The organism is Salmonella enterica subsp. enterica serovar Typhimurium str. LT2 (assembly GCF_000006945.2).
GTDB classification, from domain to species: Bacteria; Pseudomonadota; Gammaproteobacteria; order Enterobacterales; family Enterobacteriaceae; genus Salmonella; species Salmonella enterica.
In genome coordinates this window covers 4289414-4308875 of the sequence record NC_003197.2, presented here as the reverse complement: position 1 = coordinate 4308875, position 19462 = coordinate 4289414, and the positions used below count along the sequence as shown (strand labels likewise).

Genomic DNA, 19462 nt, shown 5'->3' with positions numbered 1-19462 from the left:
TATATTTACTGAACAAATAGTATAACAATGAGTATTGTTAAAAAGACTATGGACACCTCATATTTGTGACCAACATCATTATTCCCCTCCGCGGATTGTTTTACTTTTTTAAATGTTTTTTCATCTCCGATAAATAAGAAGGTTAATATACATTCATTTTATCGATAATATCGAATGGGGAAATAAATATGTTATTTACAAGGAAAGTCTTACCTGTATTATGCTGCCTGTGTTTGAGCGGCAGCGTTTTGGCCTCAGGCGTTTTAGACCCAAACAGGCCAATGGTCGCATCAGCAGATGTCATTCCAGTCCATGAAGGGCCATTAGGTATGGTCGATGTCGCTCCCTACGGCGGCGTTTTCCCATTAACAGCAATCATTAATAAAGCCAATCATAATGTACAGGACGTGAAGGTTACCGTTTTAGGGAAAGGGGAAAAAGGCATCCCGATCAGTTATGATGTCGGCCCGCAGGCTATAAATACCCATGACGGCATACCTGTATTTGGCTTGTATCCAGATTATGTCAATAAAGTTAAAGTTGACTGGACTGAAGAAGGTAAAAAACAAACTTATACGTGGTCCATTTACGCCGCACCGGTATCATTACCCTCTACTACCGGGCAAACTGCCGTTCTTCCTACGGTAGAACCGGTTAAAGTCGATAGCTCGCTTAAAAACCGCTTATATCTTTTTAACCATATAACGGGGATGCCAAGAGCCGGCCACATTATGCATGTCGCAGGCGGCGCGGCGAACTGGGATTATACCGGTATCAACTGGATTAGCGATACGAATGGCGATGTTCGCGGCTATATGAATATTGATAAATTCCGTAACCAGGATGATATAACGCGCTTTGGTTCCATGATGGGCTTCCATCAGGTTAACGATGGCAATCTTATGTTTGGCCAGGGTCAACGTTACTTTAAATATGATTTCTTAGGCCGCGTTATTTCCGATAAACGACTGCCAAAAGGATTTATTGATTTTTCGCACGCCATTACCGAAACGCCGAAAGGCACCTACCTGCTGCGTGTCGCAAAAGAAAATTATCCATTAAATGGTAAATACACCATCAATACTGTGCGTGATCATATTCTTGAAGTTGACCAGAACGGCGATACCGTCGATTACTGGGATCTGCCAAAAATCCTCGACCCCTATCGTGACGACGTTATTCTGGCGATGGATCAGGGAGCGGTATGTTTGAGCGTCGATGCCGAACATTCCGGTCAGGTCATGACCAAAGAGCAGCTTGCAAAACAACCCTTCGGCGATATCGCGGGCTCCGGCCCGGGCCGCAACTGGGCGCATGTTAACTCCGTCAGCTACGATCCTCGCGACGACAGCATTATCATTAGCTCGCGCCACCAGTCTGCCATCATCAAAATTGGTCGCGATAAAAAAGTGAAATGGATACTTTCCGATCCATCCGGCTGGAAAGGCGAACTGGCGAAAAAAGTGCTGAAACCCGTAGACAGCAACGGTAAACCGCTAACCTGCGAAGCGCACCACTGCGACGGTGGATTTGACTGGACATGGACACAACATACCGGTTGGTTAGTGCCATCCAAAAGCACCGGAGGTAAAACCGTCGTGACCGCCTTTGATAACGGCGATGCGCGCGGCATGGAACAACCGGCCATGCCATCAATGAAATATTCCCGCGGCGTGGAATATCAAATTGACGAAAAAAATATGACGGTTTCCCAAATGTGGGAATATGGTAAAGAGCGCGGTTTTGACTGGTACAGCGCCATTACTTCCGTCACGGAATATCGCCCGGAAACCAAAACGATGTTCATGTACTCGGCCACAGCGGGAATGAGCGGTACAAAACCGATCGTTTCCGTTCTGGATGAAGTCAAAGACGGTACTCAGGATGTGATGCTGGAGCTAAAAGTACACAGTAACCGTGCCGGTATGCTGGGTTATCGGGCGCTGATTATCGATCCAGAGCAGATGTTTAAAAAATAAAGCGAGATAGTAAAAGTAAAACAGGCGGAAGCTAACTTCCGCCTGAATGGTTAAAACGTATTGTAGTTATGACATTCGCCTTATTGCCCTCGAAGAGGAATGCAAAAATATCAATGAATTACCAATCCGGCACCGACCCGATAAGCGCAGCGTCATTAGACAAACGCCACAATATACCGCGCCTTTGCTGGTGATATGTCATGAAAAATCTCTTTATCGCCTGGATAAGTTTATTGCTATATGGCTGCACAACCTTTCCACAAGCCGTAAAACCTACGACAGGCGGACAGCCCTCCCCGACGGAAATCTATATCGTCAGTCATGGCTGGCACACGGGAATTATTGCGCCGGCCCATGATGTTAATACCGTTCTGCCACAGCTTAAAAAACGGTTCGCTCAGGAGACGCAGTGGTATGAAATCGGCTGGGGCGATAAGGGCTTTTATCAGTCACAAGAAATAACCACCGCGCTTACGCTCCAGGCCATGTTCTGGTCATCCGGCGCGGTTATGCACATCGTCGCCTTTTCCGGTCAACCAGAACGCTATTTCGTCGGTAGCGAGATAAAATCACTGCTCCTGCACACAAACCAGCGTAACAGTCTGATGCGCTATCTGGGCCGCAGCTTTGCGCGTGACGAAGGGGGTAATCTGATTCCGTTAAAACAAGGAATTTACGGCGATAGCCAGTTTTACGCCGCGAATGGCCGCTACGGCATACTCAATACCTGCAATAAATGGACAGCGAAGGGGCTGGAAAGTGCGGGACTGACTATAAATCCTTCGTTAAAACTCACGGCAGGAAGCGTAATGAAAGCGATTACGGATCACAGAATGTGTCTGAACAAATACTGTTATCCCTAGAAAACAAAAAAAGCGCCCTGCGGCGCTTTTTTTTCTGGCGGTAACTTATTTGCTGCCAGGGATGCTGAAGCGCTTGTTGAAGCGCTCAACACGACCACCGGTATCAACAACACGCTGCTTACCAGTGAAGAACGGGTGGCATTTGCCGCACACGTCCAGGTTCAGGTCGTGACCCACGGTAGAGTGGGTTTTGATAACATTACCGCAAGAACAGGTTGCAGTAATTTCTACGTAATTCGGGTGAATACCTTTTTTCATGGGGAACCTCAGTGTAAGGCCGCGTCGCTCTTCCAGCCCTAACGCCAGACACCACGCGAAGTTAATAGTAAAGGGTTTGATGCTCACAACACGCACCAAAGGCGGCGAATCATACAGAATTTGACCACCGTATGCAAACTGATCCGCGCTCCCTTATCGTAATGTGTATACTACCCGACGAAATTTCAAGTCAGGAAGATGCTATGTCCGTCGCGCACGTTGCCTTGCCCGTTCCGCTTCCCCGAACCTTTGATTACCTGCTGCCGGAAGGCGGGGTCGCCAAAGCCGGGTGCCGCGTGCGCGTGCCATTCGGCAAGCAGCAAGAGCGCGTGGGCATTGTCGTCTCGATTAGCGACCACAGCGAATTGCCGCTCGATGAATTAAAATCGGTCATTGAAATCCTGGATAACGAGCCAATCTTTTCTCCCTCCATCTGGCGCTTACTCCTCTGGGCGGCGGATTACTACCACCATCCCCTCGGCGACGTTCTGTTTCACGCTCTGCCGGTTTTATTGCGTCAGGGAAAACCAGCCAGCAACGCGCCCCTATGGTATTGGTTCGCCACCGAAGAGGGGCAAGCCGTCGATATCAACAGCCTGAAACGCTCCGCCAAACAACAACAGGCGCTGGCGGCGCTACGGCAAGGAAAGATCTGGCGCTATCAGGTAGCCGAGCTTGATTTTACTGACGCCACGCTGCAAACGCTGCGGCGTAAGGGACTTTGTGAGCTTGCCAGTGAAACGCCCGCGTTTACCGACTGGCGGGAGCGTTATGCCGTCGCAGGAGAGCGCCTGCGGCTGAATACCGAACAGGCGACAGCAGTCGGCGCGATTCACAGCGCGTCGGACGGTTTCTCCGCCTGGTTGCTGGCAGGCGTAACCGGTTCCGGCAAGACCGAAGTGTATCTGAGCGTGCTGGAAAACGTCCTCGCCCAGGGCAAACAGGCGCTGGTGATGGTGCCGGAAATCGGCCTGACGCCGCAAACGATCGCCCGTTTTCGCGAACGTTTTAACGCGCCGGTGGAAGTGCTGCATTCCGGGCTAAACGACAGCGAGCGTCTTTCGGCATGGCTGAAAGCGAAAAACGGCGAAGCGGCGATTGTCATCGGCACGCGTTCCTCGCTGTTTACGCCGTTTAAAAATCTTGGCGTGATTGTCATCGACGAAGAGCACGACAGCTCTTATAAACAGCAGGAAGGGTGGCGCTACCACGCCCGCGATTTGGCAGTGTATCGCGCCCATAGCGAGCAGATCCCGATTATTCTCGGCTCCGCCACCCCAGCCCTGGAAACGCTATGTAACGTGCGGCAGAAAAAATACCGGATGCTGCGTCTGACGCGGCGCGCAGGCAACGCCCGCCCAGCTCTGCAGCATGTGCTGGATTTAAAAGGCCAGCGTCTTCAGGCGGGACTGGCGCCCGCCCTTATCGCCCGTATGCGCCAACATCTCCAGGCCGACAATCAGGTAATTTTATTTCTTAACCGCCGGGGATTCGCGCCCGCGCTGCTTTGCCACGACTGCGGCTGGATTGCAGAGTGCCCGCGTTGCGATCACTACTACACGCTGCACCAGGCGCAGCATCATTTACGCTGTCATCACTGCGACAGCCAGCGTCCGGTACCGCGTCAGTGCCCCTCCTGCGGCTCCACACATATGTTACCGGTTGGGTTAGGGACGGAACAGCTGGAGCAGGTGCTGGCGCCCTTCTTCCCCGGCGTGCCGATCTCACGAATCGACCGTGATACCACCAGTCGTAAAGGCGCGCTGGAGCAGCATCTGGCGGAAGTTCACCGCGGCGGAGCACGCATCCTGATAGGCACACAAATGCTGGCGAAAGGCCATCACTTTCCGGATGTCACGCTGGTGGCGTTGCTGGATGTCGATGGCGCGCTTTTTTCCGCAGATTTTCGTTCGGCGGAACGCTTCGCCCAGCTCTACACTCAGGTTTCCGGCCGCGCCGGGCGCGCGGGCAAACAGGGCGAAGTGGTGCTCCAAACGCACCATCCTGAGCATCCCCTGCTGCAAACGTTACTGTATAAAGGCTATGATGCGTTTGCGGAGCAGGCGCTGGCGGAACGGCAAACGCTCCAGCTTCCGCCGTGGACCAGCCACGTCATTATTCGCGCAGAGGATCATAACAATCAGCAGGCGCCCGTCTTTCTCCAACAGTTGCGTAATCTGATTCAGGCCAGCCCGCTATCAGACGATAAGCTGTGGATCTTAGGTCCGGTTCCGGCCCTCGCGCCAAAACGCGGCGGCCGCTATCGCTGGCAAATTTTACTTCAGCATCCTTCACGGATTCGCCTGCAACACATCATCAGCGGCACGCTGGCGTTGATCAATACGCTCCCGGAAGCGCGGAAAGTTAAATGGGTTCTGGACGTCGATCCGATTGAAGGATAGTCCTCACGATGCGAGGCGGATCGTAAAATTAAAGATCCATCACACTTTTTATGAAAATTCTGTAACCGCTTCCACGCACTATCTGATAAAAATGTTTTCGATGAGTGTTACCAGGGATAGATCTGCGCCAGCAGTTCCCAGGCGAGGAGAAAGAGTGAAATCGAACAAGCAGGTTACTGCCGCTACGATGAAGGATGTTGCGTTGAAGGCGAAAGTCTCTACGGCAACCGTATCCCGCGCGTTAATGAACCCCGATAAAGTCTCCCAGTCGACCCGTAGCCGGGTTGAACAGGCCGCGCTTGAAGTGGGTTATTTCCCGCAGTCGATGGGGCGAAATGTAAAACGCAATGAATCCCGTACGATTTTGGTGATTGTCCCGGATATTTGCGATCCCTTCTTCAGTGAAATTATCCGCGGTATCGAAGTGACCGCGGCAGAACAGGGGTATCTGGTGCTGATTGGCGATTGCGCCCATCAAAACCAGAAAGAAAAAACCTTTCTTAATCTCATCATCACCAAACAGATCGACGGCATGGTACTTCTCAGTTCCCGACTGCCCTTTGACGCCAGCGTTGAGGAGCAGCGCAATTTGCCTCCGATGGTGATGTCGAATGAGTTCGCGCCGGAGCTTGAACTGCCGACGGTACATATTGATAACCTCACCGCCGCGTTCAATGCCATGAACTACCTGTTGGATTTGGGCCACAAGCGAATTGGTTGTATTGCGGGGCCGGAAGATATGCCGCTCTGTCACTATCGCTTACAAGGTTACGTACAGGCATTAAGACGCAGTGGCATTGTGGTCGATCCGCATTACATCGCCCGTGGCGACTTTACCTTTGAAGCCGGGGCAAACGCATTAAAGCAGTTGCTTGAGCAACCGTTGCCGCCTACCGCCGTCTTTTGTCATAGCGACGTAATGGCGCTGGGCGCCCTCTCCTGGGCCAAGCGCCAGGGTCTGAAAGTGCCTGACGATCTGTCGATTATCGGCTTTGACAATATCGCGCTGGCCGAGTTTTGCGACCCTCCGTTGACAACCGTGGCGCAGCCGCGTTTTGACATTGGTCGCGAGGCGATGCTGTTGTTGCTCGATCAGATGCAGGGGCAAAATGTGAGCAGCGGCTCGCGTTTAATGGATTGCGAGCTGATTATTCGCGGTTCTACGCGCGCTTTACCCTAAAGTAAATAGCTTTAAGACTCACCTGTCTGGTCAAAGGCCCGCCGCTTCAGTAACATGACGGGCTGACGAACGAATAAATACAGCGAAACGATAGTGGCACAACGAGATTATGTACGTCGCGGCCAACCGGCTCCTTCGCGGCGCAAAAAGAGCACCTCACGGAACTCACGGAAGAAGCAAAGCAACATGCCTGCCGTCTCGCCGGCAATGGTCGCGATTGCGGCAGCCGTCCTTGTGACCTTTATCGGCGGTCTGTACTTCATTACTCACCATAAGAAAGAAGAGTCCGAAACGCTACAAAACCAGAAAGTCACCGGCAATGGGCTTCCGCCAAAACCGGAAGAGCGCTGGCGTTACATCAAAGAGCTGGAAAGTCGCCAGCCGGGCGTGCGTACGCCAACGGAACCGTCCGCCGGCGGCGAAGTCATGAATCCGAATCAGCTCACCAGCGAGCAGCGTCAACTCCTGGAACAGATGCAGGCGGATATGCGTCAGCAGCCGACGCAACTTAACGAAGTGCCGTGGAACGAGCAGACGCCAGAACAACGCCAGCAAACGCTACAGCGCCAGCGTCAGGCGCAGCAGCAGCAGTGGGCTCAAACGCAGCCTGTTCAGCAACCACGTACGCAGCCGCGGGTAAACGAACAGCCGCAAACGCGCACGGTACAGTCCGCCCCGGCGCAACCCGCGCGCCAAAGTCAGCCGCCGAAGCAGACGGCCTCGCAGCAACCTTATCAGGATTTGCTGCAAACGCCGGCGCATACCAGCGCGGCAGCGCCAAAAGCCGCGCCCATTACGCGCGCGCCTGAAGCGCCGAAGGCGACAGCAGAGAAAAAAGATGAACGTCGCTGGATGGTGCAATGTGGTTCATTCAAAGGCGCCGAGCAGGCAGAAAGCGTCCGCGCTCAGCTGGCGTTTGAAGGCTTTGACTCCAAAATTACCACCAATAACGGCTGGAATCGCGTGGTTATCGGGCCGGTGAAAGGTAAAGAAAATGCCGACAGCACCATTAACCGTCTGAAGATGGCGGGCCATACAAACTGCATTCGACTCGCCACCGGGGGTTGAAACCCTCAAAATCTCCCCCATCTATACTTGCATTATGCCCCGTACGCCGTACGGGGCCGCAATTCAGCATTAGTAACCAAGGGGTCTGCTCGTGACAACAATAGTAAGCGTACGCCGTAACGGCCACGTGGTAATCGCCGGTGATGGTCAGGCCACACTGGGTAACACAGTAATGAAAGGCAACGTGAAGAAAGTCCGCCGCCTCTACAACGACAAGGTCATTGCGGGCTTTGCGGGCGGTACTGCGGATGCATTCACGCTGTTCGAGCTGTTTGAACGTAAACTGGAAATGCATCAGGGGCACCTGGTCAAAGCCGCCGTTGAACTGGCGAAAGACTGGCGTACCGACCGTATGCTACGCAAACTGGAAGCGTTGCTGGCCGTCGCGGATGAAACCGCCTCGCTCATCATCACGGGTAACGGCGATGTCGTGCAACCTGAAAACGATTTAATTGCTATCGGCTCCGGCGGTCCTTATGCCCAGGCTGCCGCTCGCGCTCTGTTGGAAAATACCGAGCTCGGCGCGCGCGAAATTGCTGAAAAGGCGTTGGATATTGCAGGCGATATCTGCATTTACACCAACCATTTCCACACCATTGAAGAATTGACCGCCAAAGCGTAAGGACCTCTCATGTCTGAAATGACCCCACGCGAAATTGTCAGCGAACTGAACAAACACATTATCGGCCAGGATAACGCAAAGCGTTCCGTGGCGATTGCATTGCGTAACCGCTGGCGTCGTATGCAGCTTGATGAAGAGCTGCGCCACGAAGTAACGCCGAAAAATATTCTGATGATTGGCCCGACCGGCGTCGGTAAAACCGAAATCGCCCGTCGTCTGGCAAAACTCGCCAACGCGCCGTTCATTAAAGTCGAAGCCACCAAATTCACCGAAGTGGGCTATGTCGGGAAAGAAGTGGACTCTATCATCCGCGATCTGACCGATGCCGCGGTGAAAATGGTTCGCGTACAGGCTATCGAGAAAAACCGCTATCGTGCGGAAGAGTTGGCGGAAGAACGTATTCTCGACGTACTGATCCCACCCGCAAAAAATAACTGGGGCCAGGCCGAACAGCAGCAGGAGCCTTCTGCCGCCCGTCAAACGTTCCGCAAAAAACTGCGCGAAGGCCAGCTCGACGATAAAGAGATCGAGATTAACCTCGCCGCCGCGCCGATGGGCGTAGAGATTATGGCGCCTCCGGGCATGGAAGAGATGACCAGCCAGTTGCAGTCTATGTTCCAGAACCTGGGCGGTCAGAAACAGAAACCGCGTAAGCTGAAAATTAAAGACGCGATGAAACTGTTGGTTGAAGAAGAGGCTGCTAAACTGGTCAACCCGGAAGAGCTGAAACAGGACGCTATCGACGCGGTTGAACAGCACGGCATCGTGTTTATCGATGAAATTGACAAAATTTGTAAGCGTGGCGAAACCTCCGGCCCGGATGTTTCACGCGAAGGCGTACAGCGCGACTTACTGCCGCTGGTAGAAGGCTGCACGGTTTCGACCAAACACGGGATGGTCAAAACGGATCATATTCTGTTTATCGCCTCTGGCGCGTTCCAGGTGGCGAAGCCGTCTGATCTGATCCCGGAACTGCAGGGCCGTCTGCCGATTCGCGTTGAACTTCAGGCGCTGACCACCAGCGATTTCGAACGCATTTTGACCGAGCCAAACGCCTCCGTCACCGTGCAGTATAAAGCGCTGATGGCAACTGAAGGCGTCAATATCGAGTTCACCGATTCCGGTATTAAACGTATTGCCGAAGCCGCCTGGCAGGTTAACGAAACCACCGAAAACATCGGCGCGCGCCGTCTGCATACCGTACTGGAGCGTCTGATGGAAGAGATTTCCTATAACGCCAGCGATCTGCACGGCCAAAACATCACAATTGATGCGGAATATGTGAGCAAACATCTGGATGCGCTGGTCGCAGATGAAGATCTAAGCCGTTTTATCTTATAATCGCGTCCAATGCATTTTCATCACTGTTGATGGGGCTGAAAAGCCCCATTTTTATTGGCGCTAAATATGACTGAACAACAACAAATTAGCCGCACCCAGGCCTGGCTGGAAAGCTTACGACCCAAAACCTTACCCCTCGCCTTCGCGGCGATTATCGTCGGTACGGCCCTGGCATGGTGGCAAGGCTATTTCGATCCTCTGGTCGCGCTGCTGGCCCTTATCACCGCCGGGCTGTTGCAAATTTTATCCAACCTCGCCAACGATTATGGCGACGCTGTCAAAGGCAGCGATAAACCGGATCGCATCGGGCCGCTGCGGGGGATGCAAAAAGGCGTCATCACCCGACAGGAGATGAAGCGGGCGTTAATCATTACCGTCGTGCTGATCTGTATCTCCGGACTGGCGCTGGTGGCGGTCGCGTGCCATACGTTAACCGATTTTGTCGGCTTCCTGATTTTGGGCGGGCTGTCGATTATCGCCGCCATCACCTACACCGTGGGTAATCGGCCCTACGGCTATATCGGGCTGGGTGATATCTCTGTCCTGGTATTCTTTGGCTGGCTAAGTGTCATGGGGAGCTGGTATCTCCAGGCGCATACGCTGATTCCGGCGCTGATTCTCCCGGCCACCGCCTGCGGTTTACTGGCGACGGCGGTGCTGAATATTAATAACCTGCGCGATATTAATAGCGACAGAGAGAACGGCAAAAACACCCTTGTAGTACGACTGGGCGATGTCAACGCGCGTCGTTATCACGCCTGCCTGTTGCTAGGCGCGCTGCTCTGTCTGGCGCTGTTTAATCTGCTCTCGCTACACAGTCCGTGGGGATGGTTGTTTATTCTGGCCGCGCCCTTGCTCATTAAACAAGCGCGCTACGTAATGCGCGAAAGGGAGCCTGCGGCAATGCGCCCGATGCTTGAACGTACCGTTAAAGGCGCGTTGTTAACCAACCTGTTATTTGTGATTGGGATACTCTTAAGTCAGTGGGCCGTTTAACTGACAAATATCAATTAACAATTGATGATTTTGCCAACAGTATACTTAGCGCGATATACTAAAAATTCTCGCAGCAACTGAACGTTAAGCCTATGAAATACGATACTTCCGAGCTTTGTGACATCTATCAGGAAGATGTCAACGTCGTGGAACCGCTGTTCTCTAATTTTGGAGGGCGGTCGTCGTTTGGCGGACAAATCATCACGGTAAAATGTTTCGAGGACAACGGGTTGCTGTACGATCTGCTCGAACAAAATGGCCGTGGTCGGGTTCTGCTGGTCGATGGCGGCGGTTCTGTCCGTCGTGCATTAGTCGATGCGGAGCTGGCGCGTCTGGCCACGCAAAATGAATGGGAAGGGCTGGTTATCTATGGCGCGGTGCGTCAGGTGGACGATCTGGAAGAGCTGGATATCGGCATTCAGGCGATCGCCGCCATTCCGGTTGGCGCCGCAGGTGAAGGCATTGGGGAAAGCGATGTGCGCGTCAATTTCGGCGGCGTGACGTTCTTCTCCGGCGATCATCTCTATGCCGACAACACCGGGATTATCCTTTCCGAAGACCCGCTTGATATCGAGTGATCAAAAAAGGCGCCGTAAGGCGCCTTTTTTATGCGTTGTCGCTGATTGCCGGATGGCAGCTTACGCCTTATCCGGCCCACCGGTATCCGCATTCTAAATCCTCTATAGATTTCGCGTCAGGGCAAGGCGGCAAGTAAGTGAATCCCCAGGAGCATAGGCCACTATGTGACTGGGGTGAACGCACGCAGCCAACGCCGCCATAACGTGAAATATGACGAGGATTAGACTTCTTCCATACGACCAAGCAGCGCCTGCAAACGTTCCTGCCAGCCGCTCTGCTGTTCCTTCAGAGAATTATTTTCACGCTCGAGTTCTTCACGCTGATGCTGTGCAGACTGCACTTCCTGCGTCAGGCTGTTGTTCTTTTCTTTCAGCTCTTCAATTTCCATCTGTAACAGGGTGATGGTGTCAATCGCCTGCTGTACTTTTGCTTCCAGTTTCTCAAACACTTCTAAAGACATGATCTTACCTCTCCTGAATTGCAAGGCGACGCTTCACGTAAACGCGCACAATATATAGTGTCGATTGTATGAAGCCCCGCTCTCGCTGTCCAGCGACATACCGCGTAGATCGCGGTTTGCAGCAATTTTCATCCATCTCCTGGTAACATTCATTCAATAACTTAAAAGTGTTAACATATTGGTTAATGAAATGATTCAATTCACTCTCTTCTGCTGTCTCAAAATGCGCTTCATGGCGCGATAACGCTCATTTTATTGACGCAGTACACACATTTTGATTTCGATATTTCTCGTTTTTGCTCGTTAACGATAAATTAACAGTGTGCCTACAGGGCATCGTGGATGTCCATGACCTCCTCGCATACCAATAATCATTACATACTCTTCAGGATCCGATTATGAGTCAAACATCAACCTTAAAAGGCCAGTGCATTGCTGAATTCCTCGGTACCGGGTTGTTGATTTTTTTCGGTGTGGGTTGTGTCGCTGCGCTTAAAGTTGCCGGAGCTACTTTTGGACAGTGGGAAATCAGCGTCATCTGGGGTCTGGGGGTAGCGATGGCTATCTACCTGACGGCAGGTGTTTCTGGCGCACACCTGAACCCGGCAGTGACCATCGCACTCTGGCTATTTGCCTGTTTCGACAAACGTAAAGTTGTTCCTTTTATTATTTCTCAAGTTGCCGGCGCCTTTTGCGCAGCGGCGTTAGTTTACGGGCTTTATTACAATCTTTTTGTGGACTTCGAACAAACCCACCATATCGTCCGTGGCAGCGTTGAAAGTCTCGATCTCGCAGGCATTTTCTCAACTTACCCGAATCCTCATATCAATTTTGTGCAGGCCTTCGCGGTTGAAATGGTGATTACCGCTATTCTGATGGGGCTGATTCTGGCGCTGACCGACGACGGAAACGGCGTACCTCGCGGTCCGCTTGCGCCACTGCTCATTGGTTTACTGATCGCCGTTATCGGTGCCTCTATGGGGCCGTTGACCGGGTTTGCGATGAATCCGGCGCGTGACTTTGGCCCCAAAATGTTCGCCGGGCTTGCCGGCTGGGGTGAAATTGCGTTTACCGGCGGTAGAGACATTCCTTACTTCCTGGTGCCGCTGTTTGGCCCCATCGTCGGCGCCATTCTGGGCGCGTTTGCTTATCGCAAATTTATTGGCCGTCATTTGCCGTGCGATACCTGCGTCGTGGAAGAGAAGGACTCCACCGCGACCACACAACAAAATGCTTCGCTGTAATCTGATTACGGGACAAAATTATGACTGAAAAAAAATATATCGTTGCGCTCGACCAGGGTACCACCAGCTCCCGCGCGGTCGTTATGGATCATGACGCGAATATCGTCAGCGTATCACAGCGTGAATTTGAGCAAATTTATCCTAAGCCAGGCTGGGTAGAACACGACCCGATGGAAATTTGGGCGTCCCAAAGCTCAACGCTGGTAGAAGTGCTGGCTAAGGCCGATATCAGTTCCGATCAGATTGCCGCTATCGGTATCACCAACCAACGTGAAACCGCGATCGTCTGGGAACGTGAAACCGGCAAACCGATATACAACGCTATTGTCTGGCAGTGCCGTCGTACCGCCGATATTTGCGAACAGCTTAAACGCGACGGCCTGGAAGATTACATCCGCGACAATACCGGTCTGGTCGTCGACCCGTACTTCTCTGGCACTAAAGTGAAATGGATCCTTGACCATGTGGAAGGTTCGCGCGAACGCGCGAAGCGTGGCGAGCTGCTGTTCGGTACGGTGGATACCTGGCTTATCTGGAAGATGACGCAGGGCCGCGTCCACGTTACGGATTACACCAACGCCTCACGAACCATGCTGTTCAACATCCATGATTTGGACTGGGACGATAAGATGCTGGACGTGCTGGATATCCCACGCGCGATGCTGCCCCAGGTACGTAAGTCCTCCGAAGTCTACGGCCAGACCAATATTGGCGGTAAAGGCGGTACACGTATTCCTATCGCCGGGATTGCCGGGGATCAGCAGGCCGCGTTATTCGGTCAACTGTGCGTAAAGGAAGGAATGGCAAAGAATACCTACGGCACCGGCTGCTTTATGCTGATGAACACCGGCGAGAAAGCGGTAAAATCGGAAAACGGCCTGCTGATCACCATCGCCTGCGGCCCAAGCGGCGAAGTCAACTATGCGCTGGAAGGCGCGGTGTTTATGGCGGGAGCGTCCATTCAATGGCTGCGTGATGAAATGAAGCTCATCAGCGACGCGTTCGACTCCGAATATTTCGCCACGAAAGTGAAAGATACCAACGGTGTCTACGTGGTTCCGGCCTTCACCGGTCTGGGCGCGCCGTACTGGGACCCGTATGCCCGCGGCGCCATTTTTGGCCTGACCCGCGGCGTGAACTCTAATCACATTATCCGCGCGACGCTCGAATCCATCGCTTACCAGACCCGCGACGTACTGGAAGCGATGCAGGCCGACTCCGGTATCCGCCTGCACGCTCTGCGTGTGGACGGCGGCGCAGTGGCCAACAACTTCCTGATGCAGTTCCAGTCAGATATTCTCGGCACGCGGGTGGAACGCCCGGAAGTGCGCGAAGTGACCGCGCTGGGCGCCGCCTATCTGGCTGGCCTGGCCGTCGGTTACTGGCAGAACCTGGACGAGCTGCAGGAAAAAGCCGTCATTGAGCGAGAATTCCGCCCCGGCATTGAAACCACCGAGCGTAACTACCGTTACAGCGGCTGGAAGAAAGCGGTTAAACGCGCAATGGCGTGGGAAGAGCACGACAAGTAAGGTCGCCATCCGGCAAAATCTTTGTGCGGAGGCAACTCCGCACACACATCAATTATTCCCTCCTTCCCCTGTGCTACACTGCGCGCCACTCCTTTTTGCTACGAGTTTGTTATGAGACGAGAACTTGCCATCGAATTTTCCCGTGTGACCGAAGCGGCGGCGCTGGCTGGCTACAAATGGCTGGGACGCGGCGATAAAAATACCGCGGACGGCGCGGCGGTCAACGCCATGCGTATCATGCTCAACCAGGTCAACATTGACGGCACCATCGTGATTGGCGAAGGCGAAATCGACGAAGCCCCGATGCTCTATATCGGCGAGAAAGTCGGTACCGGCCACGGCGATGCGGTAGATATCGCCGTCGATCCGATTGAGGGCACGCGCATGACGGCGATGGGTCAGGCGAACGCGCTGGCGGTGCTGGCGGTCGGCGATAAAGGCTGTTTCCTGAATGCGCCCGATATGTATATGGAAAAACTGATTGTCGGTCCGGGCGCCAAAGGGGCAATTGATCTCAATCTGCCGCTGGCGGATAACCTGCGCAACATCGCGGATGCGCTGGGTAAACCGCTTGGCGATTTGACCGTGACCATTCTGGCAAAACCGCGTCATGACGAGGTCATCGCAGAGATGGCCAAACTGGGCGTACGCGTGTTTGCCATTCCTGACGGCGACGTCGCGGCCTCCATTCTGACCTGTATGCCGGATAGCGAAGTCGACGTGCTGTACGGGATTGGCGGCGCACCAGAAGGCGTGGTATCCGCAGCGGTGATCCGCGCGCTGGACGGCGATATGCAGGGGCGTCTGCTGGCGCGCCATGACGTGAAAGGCAACAGCGAAGAAAACCGCCGCATTGGCGAACAGGAACTGGCGCGCTGCAAAGCAATGGGCATTGAAGCGGGCAAGGCGTTATGCCTGGGCGACATGGCGCGTAGCGATAACGTTATTTTCTCCGCGACCGGCATCACGAAAGGCGATCTACTGGAAGGAATTAGCCGGAAAGGCCATATTGCCACGACGGAAACGCTGCTGATCCGCGGCAAATCACGCACCATCCGCCGCATTCAGTCTATCCACTATCTTGATCGTAAAGATCCGGATGTGCAGGCGCATATTCTCTAGCGCATTTGTTAGTTAGAGCCTTCCAGCCTCGCGGGGCTGGAAATCTTTCTCCTGACGAACGAAGATAAGGTTAGCGATTCAGAACAGGAGAAAACCATGGCCGATTGGGTAACAGGTAAAGTCACTAAGGTGCAAAACTGGACTGACGCACTGTTCAGCCTGACCGTTCACGCCCCCATTAATCCTTTTACTGCAGGCCAATTTACCAAACTCGGACTGGAGATCGATGGCGAGCGCGTTCAGCGCGCGTATTCCTATGTCAATGCGCCTGACAATCCGAATTTAGAGTTTTATCTGGTGACGGTGCCGCAAGGAAAGCTCAGCCCGCGGCTGGCGGCGCTAAAACCTGGCGATGAGGTGCAAGTGGTCAGCGACGCGTCGGGTTTCTTTGTACTGGATGAAGTGCCTGACTGCGAGACGCTATGGATGCTGGCGACCGGAACCGCTATTGGCCCGTATTTGTCTATTCTACAATATGGCCAGGATGTCGCACGCTTTAAAAATCTGGTCTTAGTCCACGCCGCACGCTTCGCCGCCGATTTAAGCTATCTGCCGCTAATGCTGGAACTGCAACAGCGTTATGAAGGCAAGCTGCGCATCCAAACGGTGGTCAGCCGGGAGAACGTGCCAGGCTCGCTTACTGGACGCGTGCCAGCGCTCATTGAAAACGGCGAGCTGGAAAAAGCCGTTGGATTGCCGATGGATAAAGAGACCAGCCACGTTATGCTGTGCGGGAACCCGCAGATGGTGCGCGATACGCAGCAACTGCTGAAAGAGACCCGACAGATGACTAAACATCTGCGCCGCCGACCGGGGCATATGACGGCTGAACATTACTGGTGATGTTTTACCGAATGGCGGCTGGGGCTTATCCGGCCTGCAAATCATCACCAATCTGTAGGCCCGGTAAGCGTCAGCGCCACCGGGCAAATTACGGTTTACCGCCCGTTTACGGTTCTGCTTTAAACTTCACGTCCTGTGTCGCTTTCCCAAACTTATTTTCCCCCTGAACACCGACAAACGCGCCCAGATCGATAAGCATCATCACCAGGATCAGCGTCGGAATAAATCGCCCGACGACCCACTGCCACATCCCCGGCAGCATCACCCAGTTTCCGGCCAGCAGCATCCACGCCAGAATCATCAGCAACGCCCACGCGCCGGAACGTCCCCGGTCATGCAGACGTTTGACCATGACGGCGGCGGTCGGCCACAGCAGGCACACCAGGCAAAATGCCGCCGTTTGGATATCAAGCAGGTTTTTCCCCGCCAGCGAAAATAGCGCCAGCATCCCGGCAAACCAGAGGCCGATCCAAATCCAGAAATCACGGCGTCCGATACGCCCTTTAAATGAGAATAACCATTGCTGTATGGTCATGTAAGTTCCTTATATTTTGCCTTCCGCTACAGTTTACCCTTTTGACAAGCCCGACAGTTATCGTTTTAATCGTGAGCAGTCCTAACGAAAGGTAAGATTGATGAAGCCAGGATGTACTCTGTTTTTACTGTTGTTTTCTGCTCTCACCGCCAGCATAACGGCGCACGCGCAGCTCTCTTCATCGACCACGACAGCGCCCTATCTGCTGGCGGGCTCGCCAACCTTTGATCTTTCTATTAGCCAGTTTCGTGAGAACTTTAACCGCCAGAATCCCGATCTGCCGCTCAATGAATTTCGCGCCATTGAGAATAGCCGCGATAAGGCGAATCTGACCCGCGCCGCCAGTAAGATTAACGAAAATCTGTATGCCTCCACGGCGCTGGAGCGCGGTACGCTCAAAGTGAAAAGTATGCAGATTACCTGGCTGCCCATTCAGGGGCCGGAACAGAAAGCGGCGAAAGCGAAAGCGCTGGAATATATGGCCGCCATTATTCGCACTGTCGCCCCGTTACTGACAAAAGAGCAAAGCCAGAAAAAACTGCAAAAGATGCTTATCGCCGGTAAAGGTAAACACTATTACGCCGAGACCGAAGGCGCGGTACGTTATGTTGTCGCAGATAACGGCGAAAAGGGGCTGACCTTCGCGGTTGAACCGATTAAGCTGACGTTATCTGAAAATCTGGAAGGGGCGAATTGATGACAAAAAGCAAAGCCTTTCCGGGGATGAATCTCTATACTGTTTCACAGACCATGCTGCTCTGACGAGCGGCCATCTTCCTTAATTCGCTGACTAAGCGTGGAGAAATGAAATGCGACATCCTTTAGTGATGGGTAACTGGAAACTGAACGGCAGCCGCCACATGGTAAACGAACTGGTGGCTAACCTGCGTAAAGAACTGACGGGCGTAGCAGGCTGCGACGTGGCAATCGCTCCGCCGGAAATGTATATCGATCTGGCGAAACGCGCTGCTGCCGGCAGCCACATCATGCTGGGCGCGCAGAACGTTGATCTGAATCTGTCTGGCGCATTCACCGGTGAAACTTCGGCTGAAATGCTGAAGGATATCGGCGCGCAGTACATTATTATCGGCCACTCCGAGCGTCGTACTTATCACAAAGAATCTGACGAGCTGATCGCCAAAAAATTCGCCGTACTGAAAGAACAAGGTCTGACGCCGGTACTGTGCATCGGTGAAACCGAAGCGGAAAACGAAGCGGGCAAAACAGAAGAAGTATGCGCACGCCAGATCGACGCGGTACTGAAAACGCAGGGCGCGGCAGCCTTTGAAGGCGCGGTTATCGCTTACGAACCCGTATGGGCGATCGGTACCGGTAAATCTGCAACTCCTGCGCAGGCGCAGGCAGTGCACAAATTCATCCGTGACCACATTGCTAAAGCTGACGCGAAAATCGCTGAACAGGTTATTATCCAGTACGGCGGTTCTGTTAATGCCTCCAACGCCGCCGAACTGTTCGCGCAGCCGGACATCGACGGCGCACTGGTAGGCGGCGCTTCTCTGAAAGCTGACGCCTTCGCGGTGATCGTGAAAGCAGCAGAAGCTGCTAAACAGGCTTAATTGCCAATCAATGTCTGATGGCGCTGCGCTTATCAGGCCTACCAGCCGAGTGCTTATGTAGGCCTGATAAGGTAAAGCCGCCATCCGGCATTTATGCTGTGGAGGGTAAGAAAGTAGTATCCCCGGCAACCTTAAACATCGCCCTCCAGCTCCGCGTATTCTCAACCAGCCGATCATCACGAAATAACGCACTACCAGAAACAACACGATCGATGCCCTGTGCAATCAGCGAAGGCAACTGATCCTGCGTTAACGACCCATCAATAACGATAATTTTACCTTCGCGTTTATCACCAAGTAGACAGAGAAGCTGCGCCACGCGCTCGTGCAAATCACTGGAGCGCATTTTACTGCCGTATCCAGGGTTTACTGCCAGTAGTTGAATAACCTCAACGTCGCTCAGAATGGGGATAATGACATCCAGAGGCGTTGCCGGGCATAAACTAATCCCCCGGATCACCGGCATTTCACCGCCAATAACGGGCACGGTCTGCTGACCAAGCCAGCTTAGCGTATGATGCAGATGAATATCGCCTTCAGCCTGAAGCGTGATGCAGTGTGCGCCCGCCTTCACGCAGGCTTGCGCCGCCGTCCATTGATCCGCTACCATCAAATGAACATCTTTGATAAAGGTTTGCGGCAGTTGCCCAACTGCCCATGGCCCAACGGTAAACTGCGGGCAAAATTGACCATCCATCAAATCCAAATGCAACAGCGGCTGGTTTAGCGCTTCCAACTGTTGCAGATAGCGATGCAACGCAATCCACTGCCCTGCCAGAATACCCACACTAAGCGGATATGACGCTAACAATGCCACACATGCTTCGCGCGTTAATCCGGCAAACTGGCTGTTCATGAGCGCTC

At 53.3% G+C, this 19462-nt stretch carries 19 protein-coding genes and 24 other annotated features; of the genes, 15 read left to right on the top strand and 4 right to left on the bottom strand.

Annotation, left to right across the window (positions count from 1 at the left end):
* The first annotated feature begins 183 nt into the window (after positions 1 to 183).
* Positions 184 to 189 (top strand) — a ribosome-binding site (putative RBS for STM4098; RegulonDB:STMS1H004022).
* Together STM4098 and STM4097 are read left to right on the top strand one after the other, a co-directional pair.
* The gene (locus STM4098; RefSeq protein ID NP_462979.1) for a putative arylsulfate sulfotransferase occupies positions 184 to 1979 on the top strand. Within the gene, positions 189 to 1979 belong to an annotated coding region; the region does not span the whole gene. (Overlaps the previous feature by 6 nt.)
* 194 nt (positions 1980 to 2173) lie before the next feature.
* Positions 2174 to 2179: a ribosome-binding site (putative RBS for STM4097; RegulonDB:STMS1H004021), on the top strand.
* Positions 2174 to 2842, top strand: a protein-coding gene (locus STM4097) for a putative outer membrane lipoprotein (protein NP_462978.1). Within the gene, positions 2180 to 2842 belong to an annotated coding region; the region does not span the whole gene. It overlaps the preceding feature by 6 nt.
* Before the next feature lie 45 nt (positions 2843 to 2887).
* Here STM4097 and rpmE read toward each other — a convergent pair.
* Positions 2888 to 3110, bottom strand: a protein-coding gene (rpmE, locus tag STM4096) for a 50S ribosomal subunit protein L31 (protein ID NP_462977.1). Within the gene, positions 2888 to 3100 belong to an annotated coding region; the region does not span the whole gene.
* Positions 3105 to 3110 (bottom strand) — a ribosome-binding site (putative RBS for rpmE; RegulonDB:STMS1H004020). Its footprint overlaps the gene before it by 6 nt.
* A 181-nt stretch (positions 3111 to 3291) precedes the next feature.
* Positions 3292 to 3297 (top strand) — a ribosome-binding site (putative RBS for priA; RegulonDB:STMS1H004019).
* Here rpmE and priA point away from each other — a divergent pair.
* From priA to menG, 7 genes are all read left to right on the top strand, one after another.
* Positions 3292 to 5502, top strand: a protein-coding gene (gene priA / locus STM4095; RefSeq protein ID NP_462976.1) for a factor Y. Within the gene, positions 3304 to 5502 belong to an annotated coding region; the region does not span the whole gene. (Overlaps the previous feature by 6 nt.)
* A gap of 143 nt (positions 5503 to 5645) precedes the next feature.
* Positions 5646 to 5651, top strand: a ribosome-binding site (putative RBS for cytR; RegulonDB:STMS1H004018).
* The gene (gene cytR, locus STM4094) for a GalR/LacI family transcriptional repressor (protein NP_462975.1) occupies positions 5646 to 6682 on the top strand. Within the gene, positions 5657 to 6682 belong to an annotated coding region; the region does not span the whole gene. (Overlaps the previous feature by 6 nt.)
* A gap of 93 nt (positions 6683 to 6775) precedes the next feature.
* On the top strand, positions 6776 to 7750 hold the full coding sequence (ftsN, locus tag STM4093) for an essential cell division protein (protein NP_462974.1): 975 nt from the start codon (positions 6776 to 6778) through the stop codon (positions 7748 to 7750).
* A gap of 78 nt (positions 7751 to 7828) precedes the next feature.
* Positions 7829 to 7834, top strand: a ribosome-binding site (putative RBS for hslV; RegulonDB:STMS1H004017).
* Positions 7829 to 8372, top strand: a protein-coding gene (gene hslV, locus STM4092) for a peptidase component of the HslUV protease (RefSeq protein ID NP_462973.1). Within the gene, positions 7842 to 8372 belong to an annotated coding region; the region does not span the whole gene. It overlaps the preceding feature by 6 nt.
* Positions 8371 to 8376: a ribosome-binding site (putative RBS for hslU; RegulonDB:STMS1H004016), on the top strand. Its footprint overlaps the gene before it by 2 nt.
* Positions 8371 to 9713 (top strand): ATPase component of the HslUV protease gene (hslU, locus tag STM4091; RefSeq protein NP_462972.1). Within the gene, positions 8382 to 9713 belong to an annotated coding region; the region does not span the whole gene. Its footprint overlaps the feature before it by 6 nt. The genes hslV and hslU overlap by 2 nt, the downstream gene beginning before the upstream one ends.
* A 54-nt stretch (positions 9714 to 9767) precedes the next feature.
* Positions 9768 to 9773 (top strand) — a ribosome-binding site (putative RBS for menA; RegulonDB:STMS1H004015).
* Positions 9768 to 10709, top strand: a protein-coding gene (gene menA / locus STM4090; protein ID NP_462971.1) for a 1,4-dihydroxy-2-naphthoate octaprenyltransferase. Within the gene, positions 9780 to 10709 belong to an annotated coding region; the region does not span the whole gene. (Overlaps the previous feature by 6 nt.)
* A gap of 92 nt (positions 10710 to 10801) precedes the next feature.
* Positions 10802 to 11287, top strand: coding sequence for a putative methyltransferase in menaquinone biosynthesis protein (gene menG, locus STM4089; RefSeq protein NP_462970.1), 486 nt, complete (start codon positions 10802 to 10804; stop codon positions 11285 to 11287).
* Positions 11288 to 11508: 221 nt separating this feature from the next.
* Here the strand turns inward: menG and yiiU are convergent.
* The gene (yiiU, locus tag STM4088) for a putative cytoplasmic protein (RefSeq protein ID NP_462969.1) occupies positions 11509 to 11764 on the bottom strand. Within the gene, positions 11509 to 11748 belong to an annotated coding region; the region does not span the whole gene.
* Positions 11759 to 11764 (bottom strand) — a ribosome-binding site (putative RBS for yiiU; RegulonDB:STMS1H004014). Its footprint overlaps the gene before it by 6 nt.
* Before the next feature lie 216 nt (positions 11765 to 11980).
* Positions 11981 to 12003, top strand: a protein binding site (putative binding site for GlpR, RegulonDB: STMS1H000208).
* Positions 12002 to 12010 (top strand) — a -35 signal (putative -35_signal for glpF; RegulonDB:STMLTH004644). Its footprint overlaps the feature before it by 2 nt.
* On the opposite strand from yiiU, the gene glpF reads away from it, so the two are divergent.
* The 4 genes from glpF (at position 12002) to fpr (ending at position 16486) form a co-directional block, all read left to right on the top strand.
* Positions 12002 to 12992, top strand: a protein-coding gene (gene glpF, locus STM4087; RefSeq protein NP_462968.1) for a glycerol diffusion MIP channel. Within the gene, positions 12147 to 12992 belong to an annotated coding region; the region does not span the whole gene. (Overlaps the previous feature by 9 nt.)
* Positions 12003 to 12023: a protein binding site (putative binding site for CRP, RegulonDB: STMS1H000110), on the top strand. Its footprint overlaps the gene before it by 21 nt.
* Positions 12011 to 12031 (top strand) — a protein binding site (putative binding site for GlpR, RegulonDB: STMS1H000202). It overlaps the preceding feature by 13 nt.
* Positions 12021 to 12029, top strand: a -10 signal (putative -10_signal for glpF; RegulonDB:STMLTH004644). Its footprint overlaps the feature before it by 9 nt.
* Positions 12025 to 12045: a protein binding site (putative binding site for GlpR, RegulonDB: STMS1H000204), on the top strand. It overlaps the preceding feature by 5 nt.
* Positions 12027 to 12047, top strand: a protein binding site (putative binding site for CRP, RegulonDB: STMS1H000120). Its footprint overlaps the feature before it by 19 nt.
* Positions 12035 to 12055: a protein binding site (putative binding site for GlpR, RegulonDB: STMS1H000207), on the top strand. Its footprint overlaps the feature before it by 13 nt.
* Positions 12135 to 12140 (top strand) — a ribosome-binding site (putative RBS for glpF; RegulonDB:STMS1H004013).
* Positions 12993 to 12999: 7 nt before the next feature.
* Positions 13000 to 13005: a ribosome-binding site (putative RBS for glpK; RegulonDB:STMS1H004012), on the top strand.
* Positions 13000 to 14521, top strand: a protein-coding gene (glpK, locus tag STM4086) for a glycerol kinase (protein NP_462967.1). Within the gene, positions 13013 to 14521 belong to an annotated coding region; the region does not span the whole gene. It overlaps the preceding feature by 6 nt.
* A 111-nt stretch (positions 14522 to 14632) precedes the next feature.
* Positions 14633 to 15643, top strand: coding sequence for an unknown function in glycerol metabolism (gene glpX, locus STM4085; protein ID NP_462966.1), 1011 nt, complete (start codon positions 14633 to 14635; stop codon positions 15641 to 15643).
* A gap of 84 nt (positions 15644 to 15727) precedes the next feature.
* Positions 15728 to 15733: a ribosome-binding site (putative RBS for fpr; RegulonDB:STMS1H004011), on the top strand.
* Positions 15728 to 16486, top strand: a protein-coding gene (gene fpr / locus STM4084; RefSeq protein ID NP_462965.1) for a ferredoxin-NADP reductase. Within the gene, positions 15740 to 16486 belong to an annotated coding region; the region does not span the whole gene. It overlaps the preceding feature by 6 nt.
* Before the next feature lie 106 nt (positions 16487 to 16592).
* Here the strand turns inward: fpr and yiiR are convergent.
* Positions 16593 to 17032 (bottom strand): putative inner membrane protein gene (gene yiiR, locus STM4083; RefSeq protein NP_462964.1). Within the gene, positions 16593 to 17021 belong to an annotated coding region; the region does not span the whole gene.
* Positions 17027 to 17032: a ribosome-binding site (putative RBS for yiiR; RegulonDB:STMS1H004010), on the bottom strand. Its footprint overlaps the gene before it by 6 nt.
* A gap of 77 nt (positions 17033 to 17109) precedes the next feature.
* Positions 17110 to 17115: a ribosome-binding site (putative RBS for yiiQ; RegulonDB:STMS1H004009), on the top strand.
* Between yiiR and yiiQ the strand changes: the two genes are divergently transcribed.
* Together yiiQ and tpiA are read left to right on the top strand one after the other, a co-directional pair.
* The gene (yiiQ, locus tag STM4082; protein ID NP_462963.1) for a putative periplasmic protein occupies positions 17110 to 17718 on the top strand. Within the gene, positions 17122 to 17718 belong to an annotated coding region; the region does not span the whole gene. It overlaps the preceding feature by 6 nt.
* A 99-nt stretch (positions 17719 to 17817) precedes the next feature.
* Positions 17818 to 17823: a ribosome-binding site (putative RBS for tpiA; RegulonDB:STMS1H004008), on the top strand.
* Positions 17818 to 18598 (top strand): triosephosphate isomerase gene (tpiA, locus tag STM4081; protein NP_462962.1). Within the gene, positions 17831 to 18598 belong to an annotated coding region; the region does not span the whole gene. Its footprint overlaps the feature before it by 6 nt.
* Before the next feature lie 91 nt (positions 18599 to 18689).
* Here tpiA and STM4080 read toward each other — a convergent pair.
* Positions 18690 to 19461, bottom strand: a protein-coding gene (locus STM4080; RefSeq protein NP_462961.1) for a putative ribulose-5-phosphate 3-epimerase. Within the gene, positions 18690 to 19454 belong to an annotated coding region; the region does not span the whole gene.
* Positions 19456 to 19461 (bottom strand) — a ribosome-binding site (putative RBS for STM4080; RegulonDB:STMS1H004007). It overlaps the preceding gene by 6 nt.
* Position 19462: the final 1 nt, after the last annotated feature.

Coding starts and splice junctions, on each gene's coding strand:
- STM4098 (NP_462979.1), top strand. CDS start 189: ATGTTATTTACAAGGAAAGTCTTACCTGTATTATGCTGCCTGTGTTTG.
- STM4097 (NP_462978.1), top strand. CDS start 2,180: ATGAAAAATCTCTTTATCGCCTGGATAAGTTTATTGCTATATGGCTGC.
- rpmE (NP_462977.1), bottom strand. CDS start 3,100: ATGAAAAAAGGTATTCACCCGAATTACGTAGAAATTACTGCAACCTGT.
- priA (NP_462976.1), top strand. CDS start 3,304: ATGTCCGTCGCGCACGTTGCCTTGCCCGTTCCGCTTCCCCGAACCTTT.
- hslU (NP_462972.1), top strand. CDS start 8,382: ATGTCTGAAATGACCCCACGCGAAATTGTCAGCGAACTGAACAAACAC.
- menA (NP_462971.1), top strand. CDS start 9,780: ATGACTGAACAACAACAAATTAGCCGCACCCAGGCCTGGCTGGAAAGC.
- menG (NP_462970.1), top strand. CDS start 10,802: ATGAAATACGATACTTCCGAGCTTTGTGACATCTATCAGGAAGATGTC.
- yiiU (NP_462969.1), bottom strand. CDS start 11,748: ATGTCTTTAGAAGTGTTTGAGAAACTGGAAGCAAAAGTACAGCAGGCG.
- glpF (NP_462968.1), top strand. CDS start 12,147: ATGAGTCAAACATCAACCTTAAAAGGCCAGTGCATTGCTGAATTCCTC.
- glpK (NP_462967.1), top strand. CDS start 13,013: ATGACTGAAAAAAAATATATCGTTGCGCTCGACCAGGGTACCACCAGC.
- glpX (NP_462966.1), top strand. CDS start 14,633: ATGAGACGAGAACTTGCCATCGAATTTTCCCGTGTGACCGAAGCGGCG.
- fpr (NP_462965.1), top strand. CDS start 15,740: ATGGCCGATTGGGTAACAGGTAAAGTCACTAAGGTGCAAAACTGGACT.
- yiiR (NP_462964.1), bottom strand. CDS start 17,021: ATGACCATACAGCAATGGTTATTCTCATTTAAAGGGCGTATCGGACGC.
- yiiQ (NP_462963.1), top strand. CDS start 17,122: ATGAAGCCAGGATGTACTCTGTTTTTACTGTTGTTTTCTGCTCTCACC.
- tpiA (NP_462962.1), top strand. CDS start 17,831: ATGCGACATCCTTTAGTGATGGGTAACTGGAAACTGAACGGCAGCCGC.
- STM4080 (NP_462961.1), bottom strand. CDS start 19,454: ATGAACAGCCAGTTTGCCGGATTAACGCGCGAAGCATGTGTGGCATTG.